The 21549-nt window shown below is 70.2% G+C and carries 16 protein-coding genes, 2 tRNA genes and 1 pseudogene; 2 read left to right on the top strand and 17 right to left on the bottom strand.

Features of this window, described 5'->3' with window-relative positions:
* Positions 1-4: 4 nt before the first annotated feature.
* The 3 genes from PSED_RS00095 to istA are packed head-to-tail and all read right to left on the bottom strand — an operon-like array spanning position 5 to position 3833.
* Positions 5-1282 (bottom strand): IS256 family transposase, encoded by a 1278-nt coding sequence (locus PSED_RS00095; RefSeq protein ID WP_013672244.1) that lies wholly within the window; start codon positions 1280-1282, stop codon positions 5-7.
* On the bottom strand, positions 1279-2091 hold the full coding sequence (gene istB / locus PSED_RS00090; RefSeq protein ID WP_013672243.1) for an IS21-like element helper ATPase IstB: 813 nt from the start codon (positions 2089-2091) through the stop codon (positions 1279-1281). The genes PSED_RS00095 and istB overlap by 4 nt, the downstream gene beginning before the upstream one ends.
* The gene (istA, locus tag PSED_RS00085; RefSeq protein ID WP_013672242.1) at positions 2088-3833 is read right to left on the bottom strand and encodes an IS21 family transposase; all 1746 of its coding nucleotides are present in this window, start codon (positions 3831-3833) and stop codon (positions 2088-2090) included. Before istA ends, istB begins: the two co-directional genes overlap by 4 nt.
* 188 nt (positions 3834-4021) lie before the next feature.
* Between istA and PSED_RS00080 the strand changes: the two are divergent.
* Together PSED_RS00080 and PSED_RS00075 are read left to right on the top strand one after the other, a co-directional pair.
* Positions 4022-4234: pseudogene (locus tag PSED_RS00080) on the top strand (IS982 family transposase); the annotation flags it as partial.
* Between the two features lie 87 nt (positions 4235-4321).
* Entirely contained in the window at positions 4322-5215 is an 894-nt protein-coding gene (locus tag PSED_RS00075; RefSeq protein WP_013672241.1) for an IS982 family transposase, read from the top strand.
* 20 nt (positions 5216-5235) lie between these two features.
* On the opposite strand, the gene PSED_RS00070 is transcribed toward PSED_RS00075, so the two are convergent.
* The 14 genes from PSED_RS00070 to dnaA form a co-directional block, all read right to left on the bottom strand.
* Complete coding sequence (locus PSED_RS00070; RefSeq protein ID WP_013672240.1) at positions 5236-5502, bottom strand: hypothetical protein; 267 nt, start codon at positions 5500-5502, stop codon at positions 5236-5238.
* A 288-nt stretch (positions 5503-5790) separates the two neighbouring features.
* Positions 5791-6573 (bottom strand): hypothetical protein, encoded by a 783-nt coding sequence (locus PSED_RS00065; protein ID WP_013672238.1) that lies wholly within the window; start codon positions 6571-6573, stop codon positions 5791-5793.
* Between the two features lie 244 nt (positions 6574-6817).
* On the bottom strand, positions 6818-6988 hold the full coding sequence (locus PSED_RS00060; RefSeq protein WP_013672237.1) for a hypothetical protein: 171 nt from the start codon (positions 6986-6988) through the stop codon (positions 6818-6820).
* 747 nt (positions 6989-7735) lie between these two features.
* A complete protein-coding gene (locus PSED_RS00055; protein ID WP_013672236.1) occupies positions 7736-9058 on the bottom strand; it encodes a site-specific integrase in 1323 nt (440 codons plus the stop codon).
* Between the two features lie 81 nt (positions 9059-9139).
* A tRNA-Ala gene (locus PSED_RS00050) sits at positions 9140-9215 on the bottom strand.
* Between the two features lie 41 nt (positions 9216-9256).
* Positions 9257-9376, bottom strand: coding sequence for a DLW-39 family protein (locus PSED_RS00045; protein ID WP_013672235.1), 120 nt, complete (start codon positions 9374-9376; stop codon positions 9257-9259).
* Between the two features lie 38 nt (positions 9377-9414).
* Positions 9415-9488 (bottom strand) — tRNA-Ile (locus PSED_RS00040).
* Positions 9489-9585: 97 nt separating this feature from the next.
* A complete protein-coding gene (locus PSED_RS35580) occupies positions 9586-10689 on the bottom strand; it encodes a DUF3566 domain-containing protein (RefSeq protein WP_013672234.1) in 1104 nt (367 codons plus the stop codon).
* Between the two features lie 58 nt (positions 10690-10747).
* Entirely contained in the window at positions 10748-13255 is a 2508-nt protein-coding gene (gene gyrA, locus PSED_RS00030; RefSeq protein ID WP_379653017.1) for a DNA gyrase subunit A, read from the bottom strand.
* A 55-nt stretch (positions 13256-13310) separates the two neighbouring features.
* A complete protein-coding gene (gyrB, locus tag PSED_RS00025; RefSeq protein ID WP_013672232.1) occupies positions 13311-15293 on the bottom strand; it encodes a DNA topoisomerase (ATP-hydrolyzing) subunit B in 1983 nt (660 codons plus the stop codon).
* Between the two features lie 349 nt (positions 15294-15642).
* Positions 15643-16239, bottom strand: coding sequence for a DciA family protein (locus PSED_RS00020; RefSeq protein WP_013672231.1), 597 nt, complete (start codon positions 16237-16239; stop codon positions 15643-15645).
* A gap of 142 nt (positions 16240-16381) precedes the next feature.
* Positions 16382-17524, bottom strand: coding sequence for a DNA replication/repair protein RecF (gene recF, locus PSED_RS00015; RefSeq protein WP_013672230.1), 1143 nt, complete (start codon positions 17522-17524; stop codon positions 16382-16384).
* Between the two features lie 124 nt (positions 17525-17648).
* Positions 17649-18779: a DNA polymerase III subunit beta gene (gene dnaN, locus PSED_RS00010; protein WP_013672229.1), complete on the bottom strand. Its 1131-nt coding sequence runs from the start codon at positions 18777-18779 to the stop codon at positions 17649-17651.
* Between the two features lie 982 nt (positions 18780-19761).
* The gene (gene dnaA, locus PSED_RS00005) at positions 19762-21429 is read right to left on the bottom strand and encodes a chromosomal replication initiator protein DnaA (RefSeq protein ID WP_013672228.1); all 1668 of its coding nucleotides are present in this window, start codon (positions 21427-21429) and stop codon (positions 19762-19764) included.
* Positions 21430-21549: the final 120 nt, after the last annotated feature.

Genomic DNA, 21549 nt, shown 5'->3' with positions numbered 1-21549 from the left:
GCGGCTAGTTTCCGTTGCTGGGGACGATACGGCCGGCGAAGGTGATCGCGAAGGCGTTCAGGGCCGGCTTCCAGCGCATCGCCCAGCGGGTTCGGCCCTTCCCGGTGGGGTCGAGTGAGCGGGTGACCAGGTAGAGGCACTTCAGCGCGGCCTGCTCGGTCGGGAAGTGCCCCCGGGCCTTGATCGCCCGCCGGTAGCGGGCGTTGAGCGACTCGATCGCATTCGTGGAGCAGATGACCTTGCGGATCTCCACGTCGTAGTCCAGGAACGGCACGAACTCCGACCACGCCGCCCGCCACAGCGCGATGATCGCCGGATACTGCCCGCCCCAGGTCTCGGCGAACTCGGCGAACCGGGCCTGGGCCGCGGCCTCGGTCGGGGCGGTGTAGACCGGGCGCAGGTCCTTGGCCAGCTGCTCCCAGTAGCGCCGGGAGGCGTAGCGGAAGGTGTTGCGGATCAGGTGCAACACACACGTCTGCACCACCGCCTGCGGCCAGGCGGTGGTGATCGCCTCGGGCAGGCCCTTCAGGCCGTCGCAGACGGCGATGCACACATCGCCGACCCCGCGGTTTTTGATCTCGGTCAGAACCTGCAGCCAGAACTTCGCGCCCTCCCCACCGGTGCCGCCCTCGCCGGCCCAGATCCCGAGGATGTCGCGCTGCCCGTCCACGGTCACCCCGATGACCACGTAGAAGGGCCGGTTGGTGACCTGCCCGTCGCGGACTTTGACGTAGAGAGCGTCGATGAACAGCACCGGATAGACGGCGTCGAGCGGGCGGTTCTGCCACTCGCCCAGCTCGTCGAGGACCTTGTCGGTGATCCTCGAGATGGTGTCCTTGGAGACCTTGGCCCCGTAGACCTCGGCGAAGTGCGCGGCCACCTCCCCGGTGGTCAGGCCGCGGGCGGTCAGCGACAGCACGATCTCGTCGATCCCGTCCAGGCGGCGTTGGCGCTTGCGCACGATCTGAGGCTCGAAGCTGGCGTCGCGGTCGCGCGGCACCTCGATCTCGACCGGGCCGATCTCGGTGAGCACGGTCTTGGTGCGGGTGCCGTTGCGGGAGTTCCCGCCGTCGCGCCCGGCCGGGTCGTGGCGGTCATAGCCCAGGTGCTCGCTGAGCTCGGCTTCCAGGGCGGTCTCGAGCACTGTTTTGGTCAGCCCGGTGAGCAGCCCGTCCGGGCCGACGAGCTCCACCCCGTCGGCCTTGGCGGCCTCCACCAACTGCTGAGCGAACTGCTGGTGATCAATCCGAGCCCGCGGCATGGGCTCGATCGTGTCGGTCATTGGTGGTCCTTCCCCCGGGACACGCCCGGAGCTACAGACCAGTTACACCGAAGATCGGACACTCCCGCGCCCGCAGGGCGCTGCTTGGGGCGGTAGCTCGGTCCGTTCATGAAGACTTGGTGGCTGGTGTTGATGAGCCGGTCGAGCAGGGACTCGGCGACGACGGGGTTGGGGAACAGTGGATACCAGTCGACCGGGGAGCGGTTGGAGGTGAGCACCAGGCTGCGCCCGGCCGCGGCGCGGGCGCAGACGAGTTCGTAGAGGTCGTCGGCCTGGGCGGGGGTGAGCTCGCGCATGCCGAAGTCGTCGCAGATCAACACGGCGGGCCGGACCAGCTCGGCCAGGCGCCGGTCCCAGGTCCGGTCGGTGTGGCCGCCGGCGAGGGTGGCCAGTAGCCGGCTGGTCTTGGTGAACCGGACGTCGCCGCCGTGGCGGATCGCCAGGCGGCCCAGGGCTTGGGCGACATGGGTTTTCCCGACGCCGACCGGGCCATAGAGGATCACGGACTCCCCGGCGGCGAGCCAGCGCAGCGCGGCGAGGTCACGGATCTGGGCGGCGGGCAGTTTCGGCGAGGCGGCGAAGTCGAACTCCTCGAGGGTGGCCTGGGACTCGAACTGGGCGCGGCGGATCCGGCGGGTGATGGCCTGGGTCTCGCGGCGGGCGATCTCGTCGTGGCAGAGGACCTGCAGGAACTCCAGATGCCCGAGTTCCCCGGCGCGGGCTTGGGCCAGCCGGGCGTCGAGGGTCTCGCGCATCCCGGACAGCTTCAGCGCGCGCAGTGCCTGGTGCAGCTGAGCATCGATGATCACGCCGACACCTCGTTGTTGTTGGTGTCGGCGGCGTTCGTCGTCCCGGCCTCGCCGACCGACCCGGGGGAGGTCTGCTCGTCGCTGCTGCTCGAGTGCTGGTCGCAGGCATCCGCGGCCGCGGTCATGGTGTCGGTCATCGCGCTCGTGCTCCCGCCGGGATCATGACCGCTGCCCGTAGTGGGCATGGGGATGACGTTCACGAACAGCCGCGAAGGCCCGTGCAGGAACGCCGCAGCACCTCCGTCACCGGTGGGCGGTGGGGCGGGTTCGGCCTCCAGACCGGCGGCGAGGATGCCACGAATCGTCCGATAGGACGGGTCACCCGCGGCCAGTGCCTTCCCGGCGGCGCGCTCGAGCCGGGCCGGACCGTGCTTGTCGGCCAGGCCGAGGACGCCTTGGGCGGCGCGCAGCCGGAACAGCGCATTCACCGCGAGCAACTCGGCGATCACCGCGGTCGTGTTCTCGCCGATCTCGGCGGCGCGGGTGCGACACCAGACCGGGGTCCGCATCCGGAACGCGATCTTCTCCGGCGGGTAGTGGGCCAGGTCGGTGCGCTTGAGCCGCGCCGAGGTGCTGACCGGATGCGTCGCGATCAACTGGCTGCCCCCGTCGTCGCCGCGGGCGAAGATCTGCACGCTCGTCGCCGTCGCCCGGGCGTCGACGCGCTGGCCGATGTGACGCCACGGCACCGAGTAGAGCGCCTTGCCGACCTTGACATGGATGTCCGGCCCGACCGTGGCGCTGCTCCACCGGGCCAACACGAACTGGGTGCGCGGCAACGGGTTCAGCTCATCAGCCTCAGCTGCGGCGAACACCGCACCGGGCTGGGCGCCGCCGAGCGGGCGACACTGACGGCGGGCGGCGACCTCGCGGCACCAGTGCTCGGCCTCGGCCTGCATCTGCTCCAGCGACCCGAACACCCGCCCGCGCCAGAACGAGTCCCGGACATAGGGCATCTGCCGCTCCACCCGCGGCTTGTCCTTCGGCTTCCGCGCCCGGGCCGGGTCGATCAACGTGCCGTAGTGCTCGGCGAGCTCGGCATAGGAGCGGTTGAGCTTCGGGTCGTAGAGATCGGCCCGGTCCACCCCGGTGCGCAGGTTGTCCGGCACCAGCCGGACCGGGACCCCGCCGAAGAACTCGAACGCCGCGACGTGCGCGGCGGTCCAGGCATGCTGGTCCATGGTCAGCACCGGGCGGACGAACACGTGCCGGGAGAACGACAACACCATCACGAACGCCCACACCCGCCGCCGGCGCCCGCCGACCGGGTCGGTCCACGATCCGAGGAACCCGTAGTCGATCTGCGCCTCCGCACCCGGCGGCGGGTCCTCACGCAGCACCGTGACCCGCTCGCGGACACCCTGGTCGGGCAGCGTCGCGGCGATCCACCGCTTCAGCGAGGCCGCGGACGCGGCCACGCCGTGTTCGTCGCGCAGCCGCTGCCAGATCGTCGCCTTCGTGACCCCAGCGGCCAGCAGCTCGGCGATCAGGTCGCGGTGGCGGTCGAACTCCGGCCAGGTGATCTGCCGCAGCCTCGTGTTCGCCAGCCCGGGAAACCAGCCGCGGACCAGCTGCTCCCACTCGGCCTTGGCCCGCTGCCGGTCACCCGGGCTGACCCCGGCCTCCAGCGCCGGGGACACGTACTTCTTCACCGTCTTGCGGTCCACCCCCAGGCTGGCCGCGATCTCGCTCTGCGACCGGCCCGCATGCCAGTGGATCAATATCTCGGTCACATCGACCACGTCGAACGTTCTCCTCGCCACTCACGCCTCCGCCAGATCCGACCGACGGCGGCAGCCTCATGCCTGCGAGGACCACACCCACGACGCCACGCTCGCCCTCCCGCTGAGGAATTACGTGAGCGCCGACCTGCGGAATTACGTGAGCGAGAACCGGCTCAACCTGGGGAATTACGTGAGCGCCGACACCCGGTGAGCACCTGCTCAAACCGGTCCGGCAGCTGATCGAGTCGGTCAACGACACCCTCAAAGGCCAACTCGATCTCGAACTCCACGGCGGACGCAGCATCGACGGCGTCGGCGCCCGCATCGGCCAACGCCTGCTCGCCCTGACCGCCGCCATCTGGCACAACCGCGCCACCGGACAGCCCCTCACCCGGTCCCAGATCGCCCACGACCACTGACCGGGTTCAGACTTACTCGTCTAGACGAGTAAGTCCTAACGGCGTGCCGGGCCCGGGACGTGACGGGAGGGTGTTGAAGATCAGTTTGTGACGACCGACCTCAACACCCTCCTGACCGCACTCTACGTCAAGATCGACGACTGGCTGGGCAAACGCACCCGCCCGGGCAGGCCACCGAAGCTCTCCGACGCCGAGCTGCTCACCCTGGCCGTGGCGCAGGTGCTGCTGGGAGTCCGCTCCGAGGCCCGTTGGCTACGGTTCGTGCCCCGGGCGCTACCAGCCGCGTTCCCGTACCTGCCGGGCCAGTCCGGCTACAACAAGCGGCTGCGCTCGGCGGTGTCACTGATCAAGCGGGTCATCCGCGAGCTGGCCGGCGACACCGACCTGTGGGCCGACCCCGTCTGGGTCGTGGACTCCACCCCGGTCGAGTGCGCCCGTTCCCGGCCCACCGCGAAACGCTCGAACCTGGCCGGGTGGGCCGGCTACAGCTACTGCCCGTCGCACTCGCGGTGGTTCTGGGGGCTGCGCCTGCACCTGGTCTGCACCCCGGCCGGACTGCCGATCACCTGGGCATTGGCCGACCCGAAGCTCGACGAACGCCAGGTCCTGATGGCCGTGCTCGACCACGACCCCACCCTCACCACCGACCGGCCCGGCCTGACCATCATCGCCGACAAGGGCTACGTCTCCCGCGAACTCGACACCTACCTGGCCGAGCGTGGCGTGGTGCTGCTGCGGCCCTCCTACCGCAACCGCACCCCACGCCCGGGCGAACACCTGCTCAAACCGATCCGCCAGCTCATCGAGTCGGTCAACGACACCCTCAAGGGCCAACTCGATCTCGAGCTGCACGGCGGACGCAGCATCGACGGCGTCAGCGCCCGGATCGGGCAGCGCCTGCTCGCCCTGACCGCCGCGATCTGGCACAACCGCGCCACCGGACAGCCCATCACCCGATCCTTGATCGCCTACGACCACTGACCGGGTTCGGACTTACTCGTCTAGGCCTCTGTCGACGGAGCCGCCACGTCGACATGCGTGATCGCGTCTATCGCCTCCGTGCGAACGTGGATCAGCCGGCTCGGCAGGTCGACGCTGCGCGGCGGGTACGAGAACGCGAAGATCTCCAGCTCGCCGGACTCGTCGTCCACCGAGGCGTCGTACTCGTCAGTCCGGAACGTGATGCTCTGCCCGCCCCGCAGGTGGAGCGTCACGTCCGCGAGACCACCGACGAAGGTCGGCGTCGACGGGGTGTACTCCTGCGTCACTGCTGCCCCTCCTCGTTGGCGGCCCGCTCGGACCACGTGCCCGTCACGAGGACCTCCTCCAGCGTCGCGGCCACCGCCGAGTACGTCGCCGCGGTCACCATCGGGCCGAGCCCGGTTGGCGAGGTCGGCGCCCTGCGTGTCAGCGATGGCCGAGGCCTCGCGCTCTCGCGCTCTGGCCCAGTCCGCTGCGGCATGGATCCGCTGCTCGATGCCCGCACCCTGGGACAAGCTCATGGTCAACATCTCCGTTCCACATCGGCCGGCAAGCAACTCGCCAGCCAGGTCCGATCAGAGGATCAGCTGCAGCAGCTGACCGGCGACGTCCTCGGCGTGACTGATCAACCGCTCGACAGCCGGGCCGACCGGCTCCGGCAGGCCGTCGGGCCCCAGCAGGGCCTCGATCGCGAGCCCGAAGCGGAACGAGTAGTCGTTGGAAAACGGGCCCGTGTCGACGAACCGCGCCGCCTCGGCGATCCTCATCACCTCGGTCGCCTCCACGATCGGGAAGATCGGATCGCGCGGCAGCATGGTCAGCGGGCCCACATCAACTCCGTTGACGCGGGTCAGCAGGTCGAATGAGGAGAGCGTCATCCCGACGGGAGTCAGGAGCCGGTGCTTGTCGGCCAGGTCCAGCTCGTGCAGGTTGCACAGATCCTCATCGCCCCCGCCCGGGTAGATCCGCATGGCGCGGACGGCCTCGCGGACAGGGATCGAGGCGTCGCCGAGCCCGGACTTGACCGCCTTGCGGAACGACTCCTCGCCCGTTTTTCCGACGGGGAAGTGGGCGCCGTCGGGGCTCTTCCCGTTGGCTTCTACAAGCCGGTGAGCGATGTGGTCGAGGCCGCTACGGGCGTTGTGGATCACGTCGCCGAGAATCAAGCCGAGATCCTCCGGGGGCGCCTCCAGGACGCGCACGCGGTAGACCGCGTCGCCGCTGCCGGGCTGGGCATCGACGTACACCTCGAACGGGCCACGTTCGAGGTATTCCTTGGCCGCCTTGTTGTAGTCGTCGAGGTGCTGCCGGCTGCGCCGGAACTTCGGGGTGACACCCGACGGGGTGGTGCTGTTCACTATTCTAGTATCTCGCGGCGTCGGACGGACCTCCCGACCGGGTTGCGACGCTTGGCCGCGGCTCCAGGAAATGCCCCGGCAGCCGTGATGCCGGTCACGGAAAGCTGCACACGTGCACGTCCCAGGTAGAAATACGACCGCAGAACAACGATAGTTGTGCACGCGGCCGGCGAGCCCGGCCCGACGGATGGGCGCCGAGGTCCTGCAGAACTCCGACGCCCACCCGCTCCTCACTGGCGGCCCACTACGGCCACCAGTCGAGCACGTCGTCGACGTACTCCCGTGCGAGGGAGACGACGTGCATGAGGATGAGGATGAGGCGGGTCCGCTCTAGAGCGGACTCGTCCCTTCTCCTGGGTAGTGACGCATCGTTGCGTCGGTTGAACGGCTTCTTGCCTTTCCTTCGCTTGGCCATGTGCCTCCCTTCTCCCGTGGCCACGTGGTCCACGGGAGCCGAGAGGGCGCCGAAGCGCCGGACATGCGAGAAGCTGGGGCAGAGGTTACGGAATGGTGACCGACAAGCTCCATTCGAGCCTGAGTGACAACTGTCACCGTAATGCGACATACCTCACGGTGCAGGCAAGTCTGCGCAGGTCAGCGACCCTGTGGGTTCATTCACACGCGATCTTGAACGAACTACATCTGTGACGTTCATTGTGAGATGAGCGACCGCATCCACAGTAAGGCGCAACCTAGCTTCGTGACCGTGCATACCCATCGCGGATGCACTCGGTGACTAGCGACGTCCCATGCAAGACTGCGCATAGGTCGCGTGGGGCTGGAGAGCTCCGCGACCACACGCCAACCAGGCGAACCCACCTCAACCACCCTTGACATATGCAAGACTTTGCATATGTCTGGTGCGGGCCCACCCCTCCTCAACCGCGACACCACCTACGGCATCCTCGCCGCGCTCACCGGCACGCCGTGACCGCCCGCGAGAAGTGCACCGCCACCGCCAACCACGGCAACCGGTGCAAGCAGTGGCCCGTCGACGGCGCCAACGTCTGGTGCCGATGGTCAGTCCGTCCCTGCTGCCGGCCCTGAGGCGAAGATCTGTGGCATCAGCCCTGACGCCTCGACGCGTCGCCCGCACCATCGAGGAGAACGGAGTCCAGCCCCAGCCCGGGATGGAGCCAGCTGCGCCGCGCCAAGGCTCTGCTCAGGCGTTCGGCATCGACAGCCGGCTCCCGAGGATCTCGGCGGCACGCCGATCAGCTCCATCAAGCCAAGCGGCATAGACCCGCAGGGTGGTGGCTCCACCGCCCCCGTGCCCGAGCCGGCCTGCCACCGTACGCAGGTCGACACCGGCGGCGAGGAGTTCCGTAGCCGAGTAGTGCCTGAGGGCGTGCAGATGGCTGTCGATGTCGAGACGCTCGCACATCCGCCTGTATCGGTGTGTCACTCCGCTCGGATTACACGGGCGGTCGTTCGTCGGCGAGTACGAGAAGAGGTAGGCCGTGGGCACCGGCTTCAATCCGAGCTGACCGCACCGCTCTGAGTACCGCTGGTGGTGCTCACTCAGCAGCTCGACAGTGGCCTGGTCAACCGTGATGCGGCGTGCTCGGTGGGTCTTGGTGTCCTTTTCGATGTTCTTGCCAGTCACGCGGACGTGGTTGCGCCGGACGTAGATCAGCCCCTCGGCGAGGTCGAAATCCGACCAACGCAGGGCGAGGAGCTCCGCCCGCCGCATCCCGGTGACCATCACGAGCCAGACCAGCGTGCCCCAGCTCGGGTCTTCCTCCCACGCAGCGGCGACGAGAGCCGCCGCCTCGGCGGTCGTGGGCGGGTTGGGGTCCGGAGCAGGCAGGCGAGGGATTCTGGCGAGCTCGGCGGGGTTGGTGGTGATCCATCCCCAGCGCTGTGCCGCGGTCATCGCTCCGCGAATGACAAAGTGAATCTTGCGAATCGTGGCTGCGGCGAGAGGCGCACAAAGATGCGGCCGGCACTCGACGACGAGGCAGCCCTTCTCGGCACAGTCGTGGGGCGGATAGCCGGCGGCTGGCGGCCGGCCCGGAGGGCGCTTGTGCCGGACCTCGCGGCACTCGTGCGGCCCGTCGACCCTGTGCGCGACGTACGGCCGTCCGTCGCACCGTGAGCCGCAGCGGCGGAACTCGGCGTAGAGCCGCTCCAGGACGTGCGTGGTGACCTTGCCGATCGGCTCATCGCCGAGGACCGGGTAGATGTGGCGCTCCGCGTAGCCGACGTAGTTCTCGCGGGTCGACTCCTCGAGCTCGTGGGTCTCGAGCCAGGACTCAATCGTCGTCCGCAACGAGGCGCGGGTCTTGGCGTGGCGCTGCTCAGCGACCTGCGCCTTGAACTTGCGCAGCAGCTTCTTAGCCTCGGCCTCGTCGGTGCTGGAACCGCGCAGGTAGAGCTGCCGTCCGGTCACCGGGTCCGTGCCGGCGTAGAGGATCGCCTGAAACGAGTTCCCGCGGCGCCGGATCATCCCCTCGGTGCGGGGCTTCGGCGGGTTCTTGGCCACGCAGTGACGGTAGCCATTGCCACTGTCATTGCCATCACGCTGGGCAGCGTCGGCTTGGACCGGCAAACATGCTGGTCAGCTTGGTGGAGACGAGGGGAATCGAACCCCTAACCCCCGCCTTGCAAAGGCGGTGCTCTGCCAATTGAGCTACGTCCCCGGACGGGCAGGGACGACGGTACCCCGCTCCGAGCAGGCCGGTCAGTTCGTGGTGGCCTCATGCCAGAGGTCGTCCTCGTTGCGGCCGCGCAGCTTGGTGACGACCAGCAGCGCCGCGCCGGCGACGACAACAAGTGCGATGAGCTTCTTCAACGAGATCACGTCCTCGACAGGAGATGTGTGACCAGGAACCGTGGGAGTGGGCCTAGCTGGATTTGAACCAGCGACCTCGTCGTTATCAGCGACGCGCTCTAACCAACTGAGCTATAGGCCCCTGCGGCGGTGACACGACCCTACATCAGCCCCACCACCACCCTCGCACCGGCCCGGCCTCACCCTTGCCGGCCCGGTGCGACGGACGTCGTCGCAGGTCAGTCGCGCTCCGAGAGCGTGACCTCGACGCCGCCGACGAGGTCGGCGGACACGTTGTAGACGAAGGCCCCGATCGTCATCGCGACGGCGAACAGCAGGCTGTTGATCGCCCCGACGACAGCGGCCAGCCCGAACACCCGGCCGGCACTGATGAGGGCGCTGCCACCGGACGCGGACTCGCCGGACACGAGGTCGTTGTAGGTCCCGTTGAGCCGGTCCCAGACGCCCATGCCGTCGAGGACGCCGTAGAGCACGCCGATCGCGACCATCCAGATGAAGAAGATGACCACGGCGAGTACGAGCGCCAGCTTGAGCACCGACCAGGGATCGAGCCGCTTGAGCTGCAGCGCGGCCTGGCGCGGGCGCCGGGGCCGAGCGGTGACGGCGGCAGCGGCCCCGGTCTGGGGTGCGCCGTCGGCGGTGCGGTCGTCACCGGCCGGGTCGAGGTAGGTCGTCGGGCCGTCGAACAGACCGCCCACCGGCCGGTCCTGCGCGGCGGTGGTGCGCGCGACGGGCGGCTCCGCCCCCGGCATCCGCTGCCAGGGCGGCGGGGTCTCGGCGAGCGGCCCGGGTGCGGGCACCGGTTCGCCGGCGGGGCGGGTCTCCCCGGCGGGCCGGGGCGTCGGGACCGGCCGCGCCGCCGCCTCCGCAGGCCGCGCGGCCCCGTTGCCTGCCGATGCGGAGCCGCCGACCGGGGTGGGCGACGGCCGGGGGGACGGCTTGTCGACCGCGACCGTCTCCGGCGGGGCGTCGGCACCGGCGACCGCACCGTTCACGGCTCCGGCGGCAGGCGGGGTTCCGTTGGCAGCACCGCCGGCCACCGGCCCCGTGGCGGGGACGGTCGCGGCCGCCGCGTCGCCCGGGACCGCCGACGGCGTCGCGTCGGCAGGACTCCCGTTCCCGCCCGGACTCCCCTTCTCGCCGGGGTCACCGCTCGCCGCGGGGCCACCGCTCTCAGCGGCGGCCCCGTTGGAGGCGGGGAGCCCGTTCGGGTCGGCCGGGCCCGGTGCGGCTCCGTCGCCGTTGGTCCCCGGGGCCCCGGCGGGCGTCCCGCCGGTGGCGACCCGACCGCTGTCGTCGGCCTGCTTGCTGTTCTCGCTCACGAGGTGACGCTCTCCTCGGTGCTCGGCTGAGTGCTCGGCGCGCAGGTCCCCGGGGGGATCAGCTCGACGAACCGTTCAGCTCGGAGTCGTCGGCATCGTCCTCGGCGTTGCGCGCGACGGCCTGCAGAGTGGCGTTGTCGCCAAGGTTCATGAGCCGAACCCCCTTCGTCTGCCGGCCGGCCTTGCGCACTTCGCGGGCCGATGTCCGGATCACCCCTCCGGTCGAGGTGATCGCGTACAGCTCGTCGTCGATGCCGACGATGAGTGCGCCGACCAGCGTGCCACGACGACGGTCGTACTGAAGGGTCAGCACGCCCTTTCCGCCACGACCCTGCACCGGGTAGTCCTCGATCGGGGTCCGCTTGGCGTAGCCGCCCGCGGTGGCGACCAGGACGAACTTGTCGTCCTGCACCACGCCGATCGACAGCAGCCGGTCGCCGTCGTTGAAGCGCATGCCCAGCACACCGGACGTCGCCCGGCCCATCGGCCGAAGCGCGGCGTCGTCGGCGGTGAACCGGATCGACTGGCCCTCGGCCGAGACGAGCAGCAGGTCGTCGTCGGCGGAGCAGAGCACGGCTCCGACGAGCTCGTCCTCGTCGCGCAGGTTGATGCCGATCAGACCACCGGAGCGGTTGGAGTCGAAGTCCTCCAGCCGGGACTTCTTGACCAGGCCGCTCCTGGTGGCCAGCACGAGGTACGGCGCCGCCTGGTAGTCCTTGATCTGCATGACCTGGGCGATGTGCTCGTCGGGCTGCAGTGCGAGGAGGTTCGCGACGTGCTGCCCGCGGGCGTTGCGGTTGGCCTCGGGGAGCTCGTAGGCCTTGAGCCGGTAGACGCGTCCCTTGTTGGTGAAGAACAGCATCCAGTCGTGCGTGGAGCACACGAAGAAGTGGGCGACGATGTCGTCCTGCTTCAACGTCGCGCCCTGCACGCCCTTGCCGCCGCGCTTCTGCGCCCGGTACAGATCGGTCTTGGTGCGCTTGGCGTAGCCGGTCTCGGTGATCGTGACGACGACGTCCTCGACGGCGATGAGGTCCTCGTTGGTGACGTCCCCGTCGTCGGCGACGAGCCGGCTGCGGCGCTCGTCGCCGTGCTTGTCGACGATCTCGGTCAGCTCGTCGCGCACGATCTGCCGCTGCCGCTCCGGGCGCGCCAGGATGTCCTGGTAGTCGGCGATCTCGCGCTCGATCTCCGCGAGCTCGTCGATGATCTTCTGCCGCTCCAGGGCCGCGAGCCGGCGGAGCTGCATGTCGAGGATGGCCTGGGCCTGGATGTCGTCGACGTCGAGCAGGTCGATCAGGCCCTGCCGGGCGACGTCGACCGTCTCGGAGGCCCGGATCAGCGCGATGACCTCGTCGAGCGCGTCGAGCGCCTTGACCAGACCGCGCAGGATGTGGGCCCGCTCCTCGGCCTTGCGCAGCCGGTAGCGGGTGCGCCGGACGATGACCTCGATCTGGTGGCGGATGTAGTTGCGCACCACCTGGTCGAGCCGCAGCGTGCGCGGCACGCCGTCGACGATCGCCAGCATGTTCACGCCGAAGCTGGTCTGCAGCTGCGTGTGCTTGTAGAGGTTGTTGAGGACGACCTTGGCCACCGCGTCGCGCTTGAGCGTGAACACGATGCGCATGCCGATGCGGTCGGACGACTCGTCGTTGATCTCGGCGATGCCCGTGAGCTTGCCGTCGCGGACCATCGACGCGATCGACTCGATGAGGTTGTCCGGGTTGACCTGGTAGGGCAGCTCCGTGACGACGAGGATGGTGCGCCCCTTGGCGTCCTCCTCGACCTCGACGACCGAGCGCATGCGGATCGAGCCGCGGCCCGTGCGGTAGGCGGACTCGATGCCGTCGCGGCCGACGATGAGGCCGGCCGTCGGGAAGTCGGGGCCCGGGATGCGGGCCATGAGGGCCTCGAGGAGCTCCTCGTCGGAGGCCTCGTGGTTCTCCAGCGCCCACACGACGCCCGCGCCGACCTCGCGCAGGTTGTGCGGCGGGATGTTCGTGGCCATGCCGACGGCGATGCCGACGCTGCCGTTGATCAGCAGGTTGGGCACCCGCGACGGCAGGACGACGGGCTCCTGCGTCTTGCCGTCGTAGTTGTCGAGGAAGTCGACGGTCTCTTCCTCGATGTCCTGCAGCATCGCCATGGCCAGCGGCGAGAGCCGGCACTCGGTGTAGCGCATGGCCGCGGCGGGATCGTTGCCGCGCGAGCCGAAGTTGCCCTGGCCGTCGATCAGCGGGTAGCGCATCGACCACGGCTGGGCGAGCCGGACGAGCGCGTCGTAGATCGCGGAGTCGCCGTGCGGGTGGTAGTTACCCATCACCTCGCCGACGACGCGGGCGCACTTGACGTAGGAGCGGTCGGGCCGGAACCCGTTCTCCCCCATCGAGTAAAGGACGCGGCGGTGGACGGGCTTCAGGCCGTCCTCGACGAGCGGCAGCGCGCGCCCGACGATGACGCTCATCGCGTAGTCGATGTAGGAGCGCTGCATCTCCTGCTGGATGTCGACCGGCTCGATCCGGTCGCCACCGCCCGCACCGCCGGTGGGCGGGACCGTGGGGTCCAAGGTGTCTGTCACGAGGTCCTCTTATCCATACGTGCGTCTGGAACGGATGTGTGGATCACACGTCCAGGAAGCGCACGTCCTTCGCGTTGCGGGTGATGAAGGAGCGGCGGGACTCGACGTCCTCGCCCATGAGGACCGAGAACAACTCGTCGGCCGTGGCGGCGTCGTCCAGCGTGACGCGCAGCAGGACCCGGTGCGCCGGGTCCATCGTCGTCTCCCAGAGCTCCTTGGCGTTCATCTCGCCGAGGCCCTTGTAGCGCTGGACGCCTTCCTCCTTGGGCAACTTCTTCCCGGCCGCGCGGCCCGCGGCGATCAGCCCGTCGCGCTCGGCGTCGGAGTACGCGAACTCCGGCTCGGCGCCCCGGCCGCCCCACTTGATCTTGTACAGCGGAGGCTGCGCGAGGAAGACGTGGCCGTGCTCCACGAGCGGGCGCATGAAGCGGAACAGCAGCGTGAGCAGCAGCGTGCGGATGTGCTGGCCGTCGACGTCGGCGTCGGCCATCAGCACGATCTTGTGGTAGCGCAGCTTGGCCAGGTCGAACTCGTCGTGGATTCCCGTGCCCAGGGCCGTGATGATCGACTGGACCTCGGTGTTCTTGAGGACGCGGTCGATCCGGGCCTTCTCGACGTTGATGATCTTGCCGCGGATGGGCAGGATGGCCTGGAACATCGAGTCACGGCCGGACTTGGCCGAGCCGCCCGCCGAGTCGCCCTCGACGATGTAGACCTCGGAGCGCGACGGGTCGGTCGAGCGGCAGTCGGCCAGCTTGCCGGGCAGGCCCCCGATGTCGCCGGCGCTCTTGCGGCGCACCAGCTCTCGCGCCTTGCGGGCCGCCATCCGCGCCTGCGCCGACTGCACCGCCTTGTTGACGATCGTGCGCGCCTCGGTGGGGTTGCGCTCGAACCAGTCGGCCAGCCACTCGTTGCTGACGCGCTGCACGAACGACTTGACCTCGGTGTTGCCCAGCTTCGTCTTGGTCTGGCCCTCGAACTGGGGCTCCTTGACCTTGACCGAGACGATCGCGGCGAGGCCCTCGCGGATGTCGTCGCCCGACAGCGCCGGGTCCTTCTCCTTGAGGAGCTTCTTGTCGCGCGCGTAGCGGTTGACCGTGCTGGTCAGCGCCGCGCGGAAGCCCTCCTCGTGAGTGCCGCCCTCGTGGGTGTTGATCGTGTTCGCGAACGTGTACACCGACTCCGTGTAGCCGGAGTTCCACTGCATCGCGACCTCGAGCGCGTGTCCGGGGGCCTCCCCGGAGAACGAGACGAGCTTCTTGTGGATCGGGTCCTTCGTCTTGTTCAGGTGCGCGACGAAGTCCTCCAGCCCGTTCGGGTAGTGGAAGGTGTACTCCTTGATCTTGGCGACGTACCCCTCGGCATCCGGCTCCTCGGCCTCACCGTTGTCGCCGTTGCGCTCGTCGCGCAGCACGATGGTCAACCCCTTGTTGAGGAAGGCCATCTCCTGCAGCCGGCGGCGGACCGTCTCCACGTTGTACGTGGTCGTCTCGAAGATGTCGGGGTCGGCCCAGAACGTGACGGTGGTGCCGGTGGCGCGGGTGGGGGCGCCCTTGACCAGCGGGCCGGGCACCGACCGCGTGTACTTCTGCGACCAGTGGAAGCCGTCGGTGTCGATGTCGACGTCGAGCCGGCTCGACAGCGCGTTGACCACCGAGACACCGACGCCGTGCAAGCCGCCGGACACCGCGTAGGAGTCGCTGTCGAACTTGCCGCCCGCGTGCAGCATCGTCAGCACCATCTCGACGGCGGGCTTCTTCTCCACCGGGTGCATGCCGACGGGGATGCCGCGCCCGTTGTCGACGACCGTGACGCCGCCGTCGGGGCGCAGGACGACCTCGACGCGGTCGGCGTAGCCGGCCATCGCCTCGTCGACGGCGTTGTCCACCACCTCCCAGATGAGGTGGTGGAGGCCGCGCTCACCGGTGGAGCCGATGTACATGCCGGGGCGCTTGCGGACGGCTTCCAGGCCTTCGAGGACGGTGATGGACGACGCGCTGTAGCCGTTCTTCTTCTCCGCTGCCACGGGCTGTAGGTCTCCTCGTACAAGGTCACGCCCCTCGCGTGCTCGGTGCACACGGGGTGACGGTCGAGCGGGCGGATTCGGGGTCCGCCCGAAGCACCACTCTTGATTCTACTGGTCTGCACCCACAGGAACGCGGCTAGGACACCCCTGAAAGCGCCAGAGAACGACGAACGCGTCACAAGTCGGGTCGCGACGGCGGAACCGGGGTCTCCGGGAGGCTCTCGGCGAGTCACGTCGCGCTGAACGGCACGAGAACGCGTCGAACGGTGGATCCCGCACCGTTCACCCTCTCAACGACGGCTGCCCGACGAGGATGCCCGGTTCCTCCCGACGCGGGCGGAACGGCCGGTCAGCCGTACGTGTCGCGCGGACCCCGGCCGCGAACGTGGCGTGGGCCGTGCCGCCAGCTCGGCCCCGACGGTCCGACGACGCGGATCCGGCGCACGACGTCGTTGCCGACCGCCACGGCGAGCCGGGCGAGCAACTGGCGCTGCAGCGTCCGCAGCTGGGTGGCCCAGGCGGTCGACTCGGCCTGCAACGTGAGCTCGCCGTCGCGCAACGACACCGGCGTGCAGTGGTCGGCGATGTCGGGCCCGACGAGCTGCGGCCAGCGTCCGAGGACCGTCGCGTCGGTCAGCCGCGGCGACCAGCCGCGGTCCATCGAGACCCGTGCGACGAGCCGGCCGAACGGCTGCGGGTCGCGCTCGTCGGGTCCGGGGCCGGACCAGCGACGCCGGCTGCCGCGCCGGCCCGCGCCCCGGCGCCGCCGCGGGTCGTCCTTGCCGGCGCGCTCGGCCGCGCGCTGAGCCGAGGCCTCGCGCGCGGCGCGCAGCGCCTCGCGGGCGAGATCCGGGCCGCGCAGACCGTCCTCGGCGCCTGCGTCGCGACGAGCGGCACCGTCGCCGTCATCCCCAGGGCTGGGGACAGAGTGGCCGTCGTCACTCACGATCGGCGGTCCCTTCGCATCGACAGACGGCCGAATCCGACGACTGTCACCAGATCTCCGCGAGTTATCCACAGTATCCACAGCGTTGTCCACAGGTCCGGTGATCGGCGGTGTCCTCCGGCGTCGACTGTTCCCGCGCAGGTCATGTCGCCGTCACCGGATGATCGACCGCGGGCGAGCCTGCCGTGCGCACCGCTGTACCACCGCTCACCGTGATGCGCGCGCCCCCGAGCTCCGCCGGGACGTCCTCGGCGACCGCCGCGGTGACCAGCACCTGTTCCGCCTGCAGCGCAACGGCGGCGAGCGCACGCCGGCGCCGCGTGTCGAGCTCGGCGAACACGTCGTCGAGGATCAGGACGGGCTCGACGTCGTCGGCCTGCAGCAGCCGGTAGGACCCGAGCCGCAGCGCGAGCGCCAGCGCCCACGACTCGCCGTGGCTGGCATATCCCTTGGCCGGACCGTCGCCGAGTCGGATCTCCAGGTCGTCGCGATGCGGGCCGACCAGGCACACCCCCCGGTCGACCTCCTGTCTGCGGACGCGACCGAGCGCCTCGAGCAGCAGCTCCTCGAGCGCCGCGGCGTCGGCCGGCAGCTCGCCCTCGAGGCTCGAGCGGTACTGCAGCGCAGCGGGATCCGAGCTCGGCGCGACGTCGGCGAACGCAGCCGTGGCCGGCGGGGCGAGCCCCGCGACGAGGTCCAGCCGGCCCGCGAGCAGCTCCGAGCCGTGCCGCGCCAGGTGCCCGTCCCAGACGTCGAGCGTGCGCAGATCGCCGCCCGCGCGGGCAGTCTTCAGCAGCGCCGAGCGCTGCCGCAGGACCCGCTCGTAGTCGGCCCGCACGCCGGCGTAGCGCGGATAGCGGGCGACGAGCAGGTCGTCGAGGAACCGGCGGCGCTCCCCCGGGTCACCCCGCACCAGTGCGAGGTCCTCGGGGGCGAACAGGACGGTGCGCAGGATGCCCAGCACGTCGCGCGTGCGCGGCACCGGCGAGCGGTTGACCCGCGCTCGGTTCGCCTTGCCCGCCGTGATCTCCAGCTCGACGGCCAGCTCGCGCCGCTGGTTGACGACGACGCCGCGCACCACCGCCCGGGACGCCCCGCGCCGGATCAGCGGGGCGTCGGTGGCGACGCGGTGCGAGCCCAGCGTCGCGATGTAGCCGACCGCCTCGACGAGGTTCGTCTTCCCCTCGCCGTTCGAGCCGACGAGGACCGTCACGCCCGGGTCGAGGTCGAGGTCGGCCTGCTCCCAGGAACGGAAGTCGGTGACCGCGAGACGGCGCAGGTGCACGGCGGCCGGACTCCTGTCGATCGCTGCGGCGGAACCTCTTCAGGCTAGCTGCGGGGTACGACGGTGCCGCGGCGCCGCCGTCGCGCAGGACGTCCCCCGGCGCCGTCGGCGGTCGGCGCCGGCCTCAGCCGGGCAGCCGCACCGGCATAAGCAGGTGCAGGTACCCGGGGTTCGCGGCGTCGTCCGCCACGACGGGACGCGCCAGCGCCGGCCGGTTCGGCGTGGTGAAGGAGAGCTGCACGCGCTCGGTGTGCAGCGCGCCGAGCGCGTCGAGCAGGTAGGACGGGTTGAACGCGATGGTCAGCGGCTCCCCTTGCAGCGCACAGGGAATCTCCTCCTCGGCGCTTCCGACGTCGTCGCCGCCCGCCGCCAGCCGCAGGCCGTCCTCGCCGAACTCGAGCCGGATCTGGGCGACCCGGTCGGCCACCAGCGCGACGCGCTTGATCGCCTCGACGAGCGTGGCCACCTCGATCTCGGCGTTCGTGGTGCTCTCGGCCGGGATCAGCTGGCGGAAGCGCGGGAACTCCGCGTCGAGCAGCCGGGTGGTCGCCCGCCGGCCGCTGCCGGTCATCCCGAGCATGCCGTCCCCGGCCGACAGCGCGATCTCCACGGTGCCGGAGCCGGAGAGCGCCTTGGCGACGTCGGCGAGCGTCCGGGCCGGGATCAGCACGGCGGTCGACGCCGAGGGGTCCTCCGGCTCCCAGTCGAGTTCGCGGACGGCGAGCCGGAAGCGGTCGGTCGCCGCGAGCGTGAGCCGCGAGCCCTCGATCTCCAGTCGCACGCCGGTGAGCATCGGCAGCGTGTCGTCGCGGCCGGCCGCGACGGCGACCTGCGCGACGGCCGAGGCCAACACATCGGCCGCGACCGAGCCCGCCCGCTGCGGCATCGCCGGCAGCTGCGGGTAGTCCTCGACCGGCATGGTCGGGAGGCTGAACCGGCTGTTGCCGCAGTTGATCGTCGCGCGGGACCCGTCCACCACCAGGTCGACCGGCTTCGACGGCAGCGCGCGGGTGATGTCGGCGAGCAGGCGGCCGGAGACGAGCACCTGGCCCGGGTCGCCGACCGTCGCGTCGAGCTCGACCCGGGCCGACGTCTCGTAGTCGAAGCCCGACACCGTGAGCGTCTCCGCGCCGGGGTCGCCGCCACCCTCGATCAGGACGCCGCCCAGGACCGGGACCGGCGGCCGCGCAGGCAGGCTGCGGGCCACCCAGGCCGCGGCATCGGCCAGGACGTCGCGTTCGACCCGGAACTTCATGACGTGAGGACCTTTCACCGACGGTCACGAGACTGCGACCGGATGGCGGGGCACCCGGGGACGTGCAGGCACCGACCGGACCTTCCGAGCTGTTCGCGGTCGGAGCAGAACCGAAGCGCGGACGAGAGCCGGGGACGACCAGGACGGTCGGACCACCGTAGAGCCTCATCGGCCCGGGTGTCACGCCGGGCCGTGCGTCCCCCGGTGGCGCTCCGTGGAGGCGACCGCGTCGCGGTTGTCCACCCACCTCTTCTCTTCGTGTTCTTCGAAGAAGAGAGATCCAGCAGTAGGAGTAGGGCCTGTGGATGGTGTGGATGGAGCGCGTCGTCGCAGGTCCGACGGCGCGGCGTCGTGGGGACGGCGTCCGGGGACGGCCGGTGAACGGATCCGGCCGGCCGTGGACAACCCCGGATCCGCCCCCGCTGTCCCGGATCCGTCCCCGCCCCGCGAGCGGGTTGTCCACGGATCCGACGGCAACGATCCACCGCCCCCCGGGCGTCAATCCACAGAGTTGTCCCCAGATGTGGGTGAAAAGCAGGCCATGCGCCGACGCAGCGCGACCGGTCGGCGCGGTCGCGGCGGGGGCGGGCGGTGGCGCGAAACCCACTCTTGTCCCGCGCGGCACACCACTGTCAACGGAGCGTGACGGCGGAGGATGCGGCCGCCACCCCTGCGCGATCTTCGCCTGCGCCGAACGTGGCCTAGCTGACGCCGAACGGTTCATCGGCGAGCGACACGCATCGGCGGTCGGTACCACCGGAAGGTGTGACGTGCACCCGGTCGGCCCCTGGGCGGCGTCCCCACGGTCCACGTCCCCACGGTCCACGCGCCGGCTCGCCCCGCGCGCGCTCGTGCGTCCGCCGTCATGGAGGACGCGTCTCGTGACGGCGGCGCGCCAGGAGAAGAGGTGCGCCGCGCGAGTCCGGGGCGCATCCCGGTGCGGCACACGGCTCCTCGACGGAGCTCCGTGCTCCGGACGCGGTCAGTGCCGGGCGCGCTGCTTGATACGGGCGGTGAGCTCCTGAACCTGTTCGAACGTCTTGCGCCGCAGCGAGATCTCGTTGCGGATCTTCTTGTCCGCGTGCATGACGGTCGTGTGGTCGCGGCCGCCGAAGGTCTGGCCGATGCGCGGCAAGGACAGATCGGTCAGCTCGCGACACAGGTACATCGCGATCTGCCGGGCCTGCGCGAGCGCCTTGGTCTTCCCGGGACCGCACAGCTCGTCCATCGTCACGTCGAAGAACTCGGCCGTGACGGCCATGATCGTCGGCGCGGTGATCTCCGACGCCGCGGAGTCGGGGATGAGGTCGCGCAACACGATCTCGGCGAGCTGGGTGTCGACGGGCTGCCGGTTGAGCGACGCGAACGCCGTCACCCGGATCAGCGCGCCCTCGAGCTCGCGGATGTTGCGCTCGATGCGGGCCGCGATGAACTCGAGGACGTCGCCGGGGACGGCGAGGCGGTCCTGCGCGGCCTTCTTGCGCAGAATGGCGATGCGCGTCTCCAGCTCCGGCGGCTGGATGTCGGTAATCAGGCCCCACTCGAACCGGGTGCGCATGCGGTCCTCGAGGGTCTCGAGGCGCTTCGGCGGCCGGTCGGAGGAGACGACGATCTGCTTGTTGGAGTTGTGGAGGGTGTTGAAGGTGTGGAAGAACTCCTCCTGGGTGCCTTCCTTGCCCTCCAAGAACTGCACGTCGTCCACCAGCAGCACGTCGACGTCGCGGTAGCGACGTTGGAACGCCACCTTCCGGTCGTCGCGCAGGCTGTTGATGAAGTCGTTGGTGAACTCCTCGGTGCTGACGTAGCGCACCCGCATGCCCGGGAAGAGCCGCTGTGCGTAGTGCCCGACGGCATGCAGCAGGTGCGTCTTGCCCAGTCCGGACTCGCCCCAGATGAACAAGGGGTTGTAGGCGCGGGCGGGTGCCTCCGCCACGGCGACCGCCGCGGCGTGGCTGAACCTGTTCGACGCCCCGATGACGAAGGTGTCGAAGGTGTACTTCTCGTTGAGCATCGAGCGCGAGCGCGCGGCAGGCGGGGCATCCGGCGCCGGCGCGGAATAGGTGGGCCAGCCGTCCTGGCCGGGGCGCGAGTCGGGCCCCGGAATCCCGGAGGCCGGCGGCGGAAGGAGATCCGCCTGGGCGGCAGCGGGTCCGGACCGGAACCGGCCGGCACTGTCGTCGATCGGCGCGGCCTCGCCCAGCGATCCGAGATCCGAGTGTGAGCCGTTGGCGGACAGCGGCTCCGCATCGCCGACCACGTCGACCGACGCGGCGAGGCCCGACGGGCCGGCGGACCGCTCGGCGGGAGCGACCCGCGCAGCGGCGCGGGGATCGGGCGGGTCGGGAACCTCGGTGCCCCCGGACGCGGCGGACGCGTCGACGACGACGGCGAGGTTGACCTGGACGCCGAGATGGCGACCGAGGGCGTCGCTGATCGGCTTGCGGAGGATTCGCTCGATCGCGTCCTTCGCGAACTCGCTCGGCGCGGCGAGCAGCGCGGTGCCGTCGAGGAGCCCGAGCGGTCGCGTCAGCCGGAGGAACGCCCGCTGCTGAGCGGAGAGCGGCGGCGTGTCCCCGTCGCCGGAGGACCCCGAGAGATCGCCGATGACCCGGTTCCAGACCGCTCCCAGATCCCCTGGTTGGTCGGTCACCGGTCCCCGCCCCCTCTGCAGTTCCTGCCCGTGCCGGCCTCTCCATGCATGGGCGCGACGGTCGTCGCCGGATGTCGCACTCCGGGACCCGTGGATCCCCGCAGTCGATCCCCAGAGTTA

This window comes from Pseudonocardia benzenivorans CB1190 (genome assembly GCF_000196675.2).
Lineage (GTDB): Bacteria > Actinomycetota > Actinomycetes > Mycobacteriales > Pseudonocardiaceae > Pseudonocardia > Pseudonocardia benzenivorans.
The sequence above is the reverse complement of the archived record's forward strand: the minus strand, read 5'-3'. Positions and strand labels throughout refer to the sequence as shown.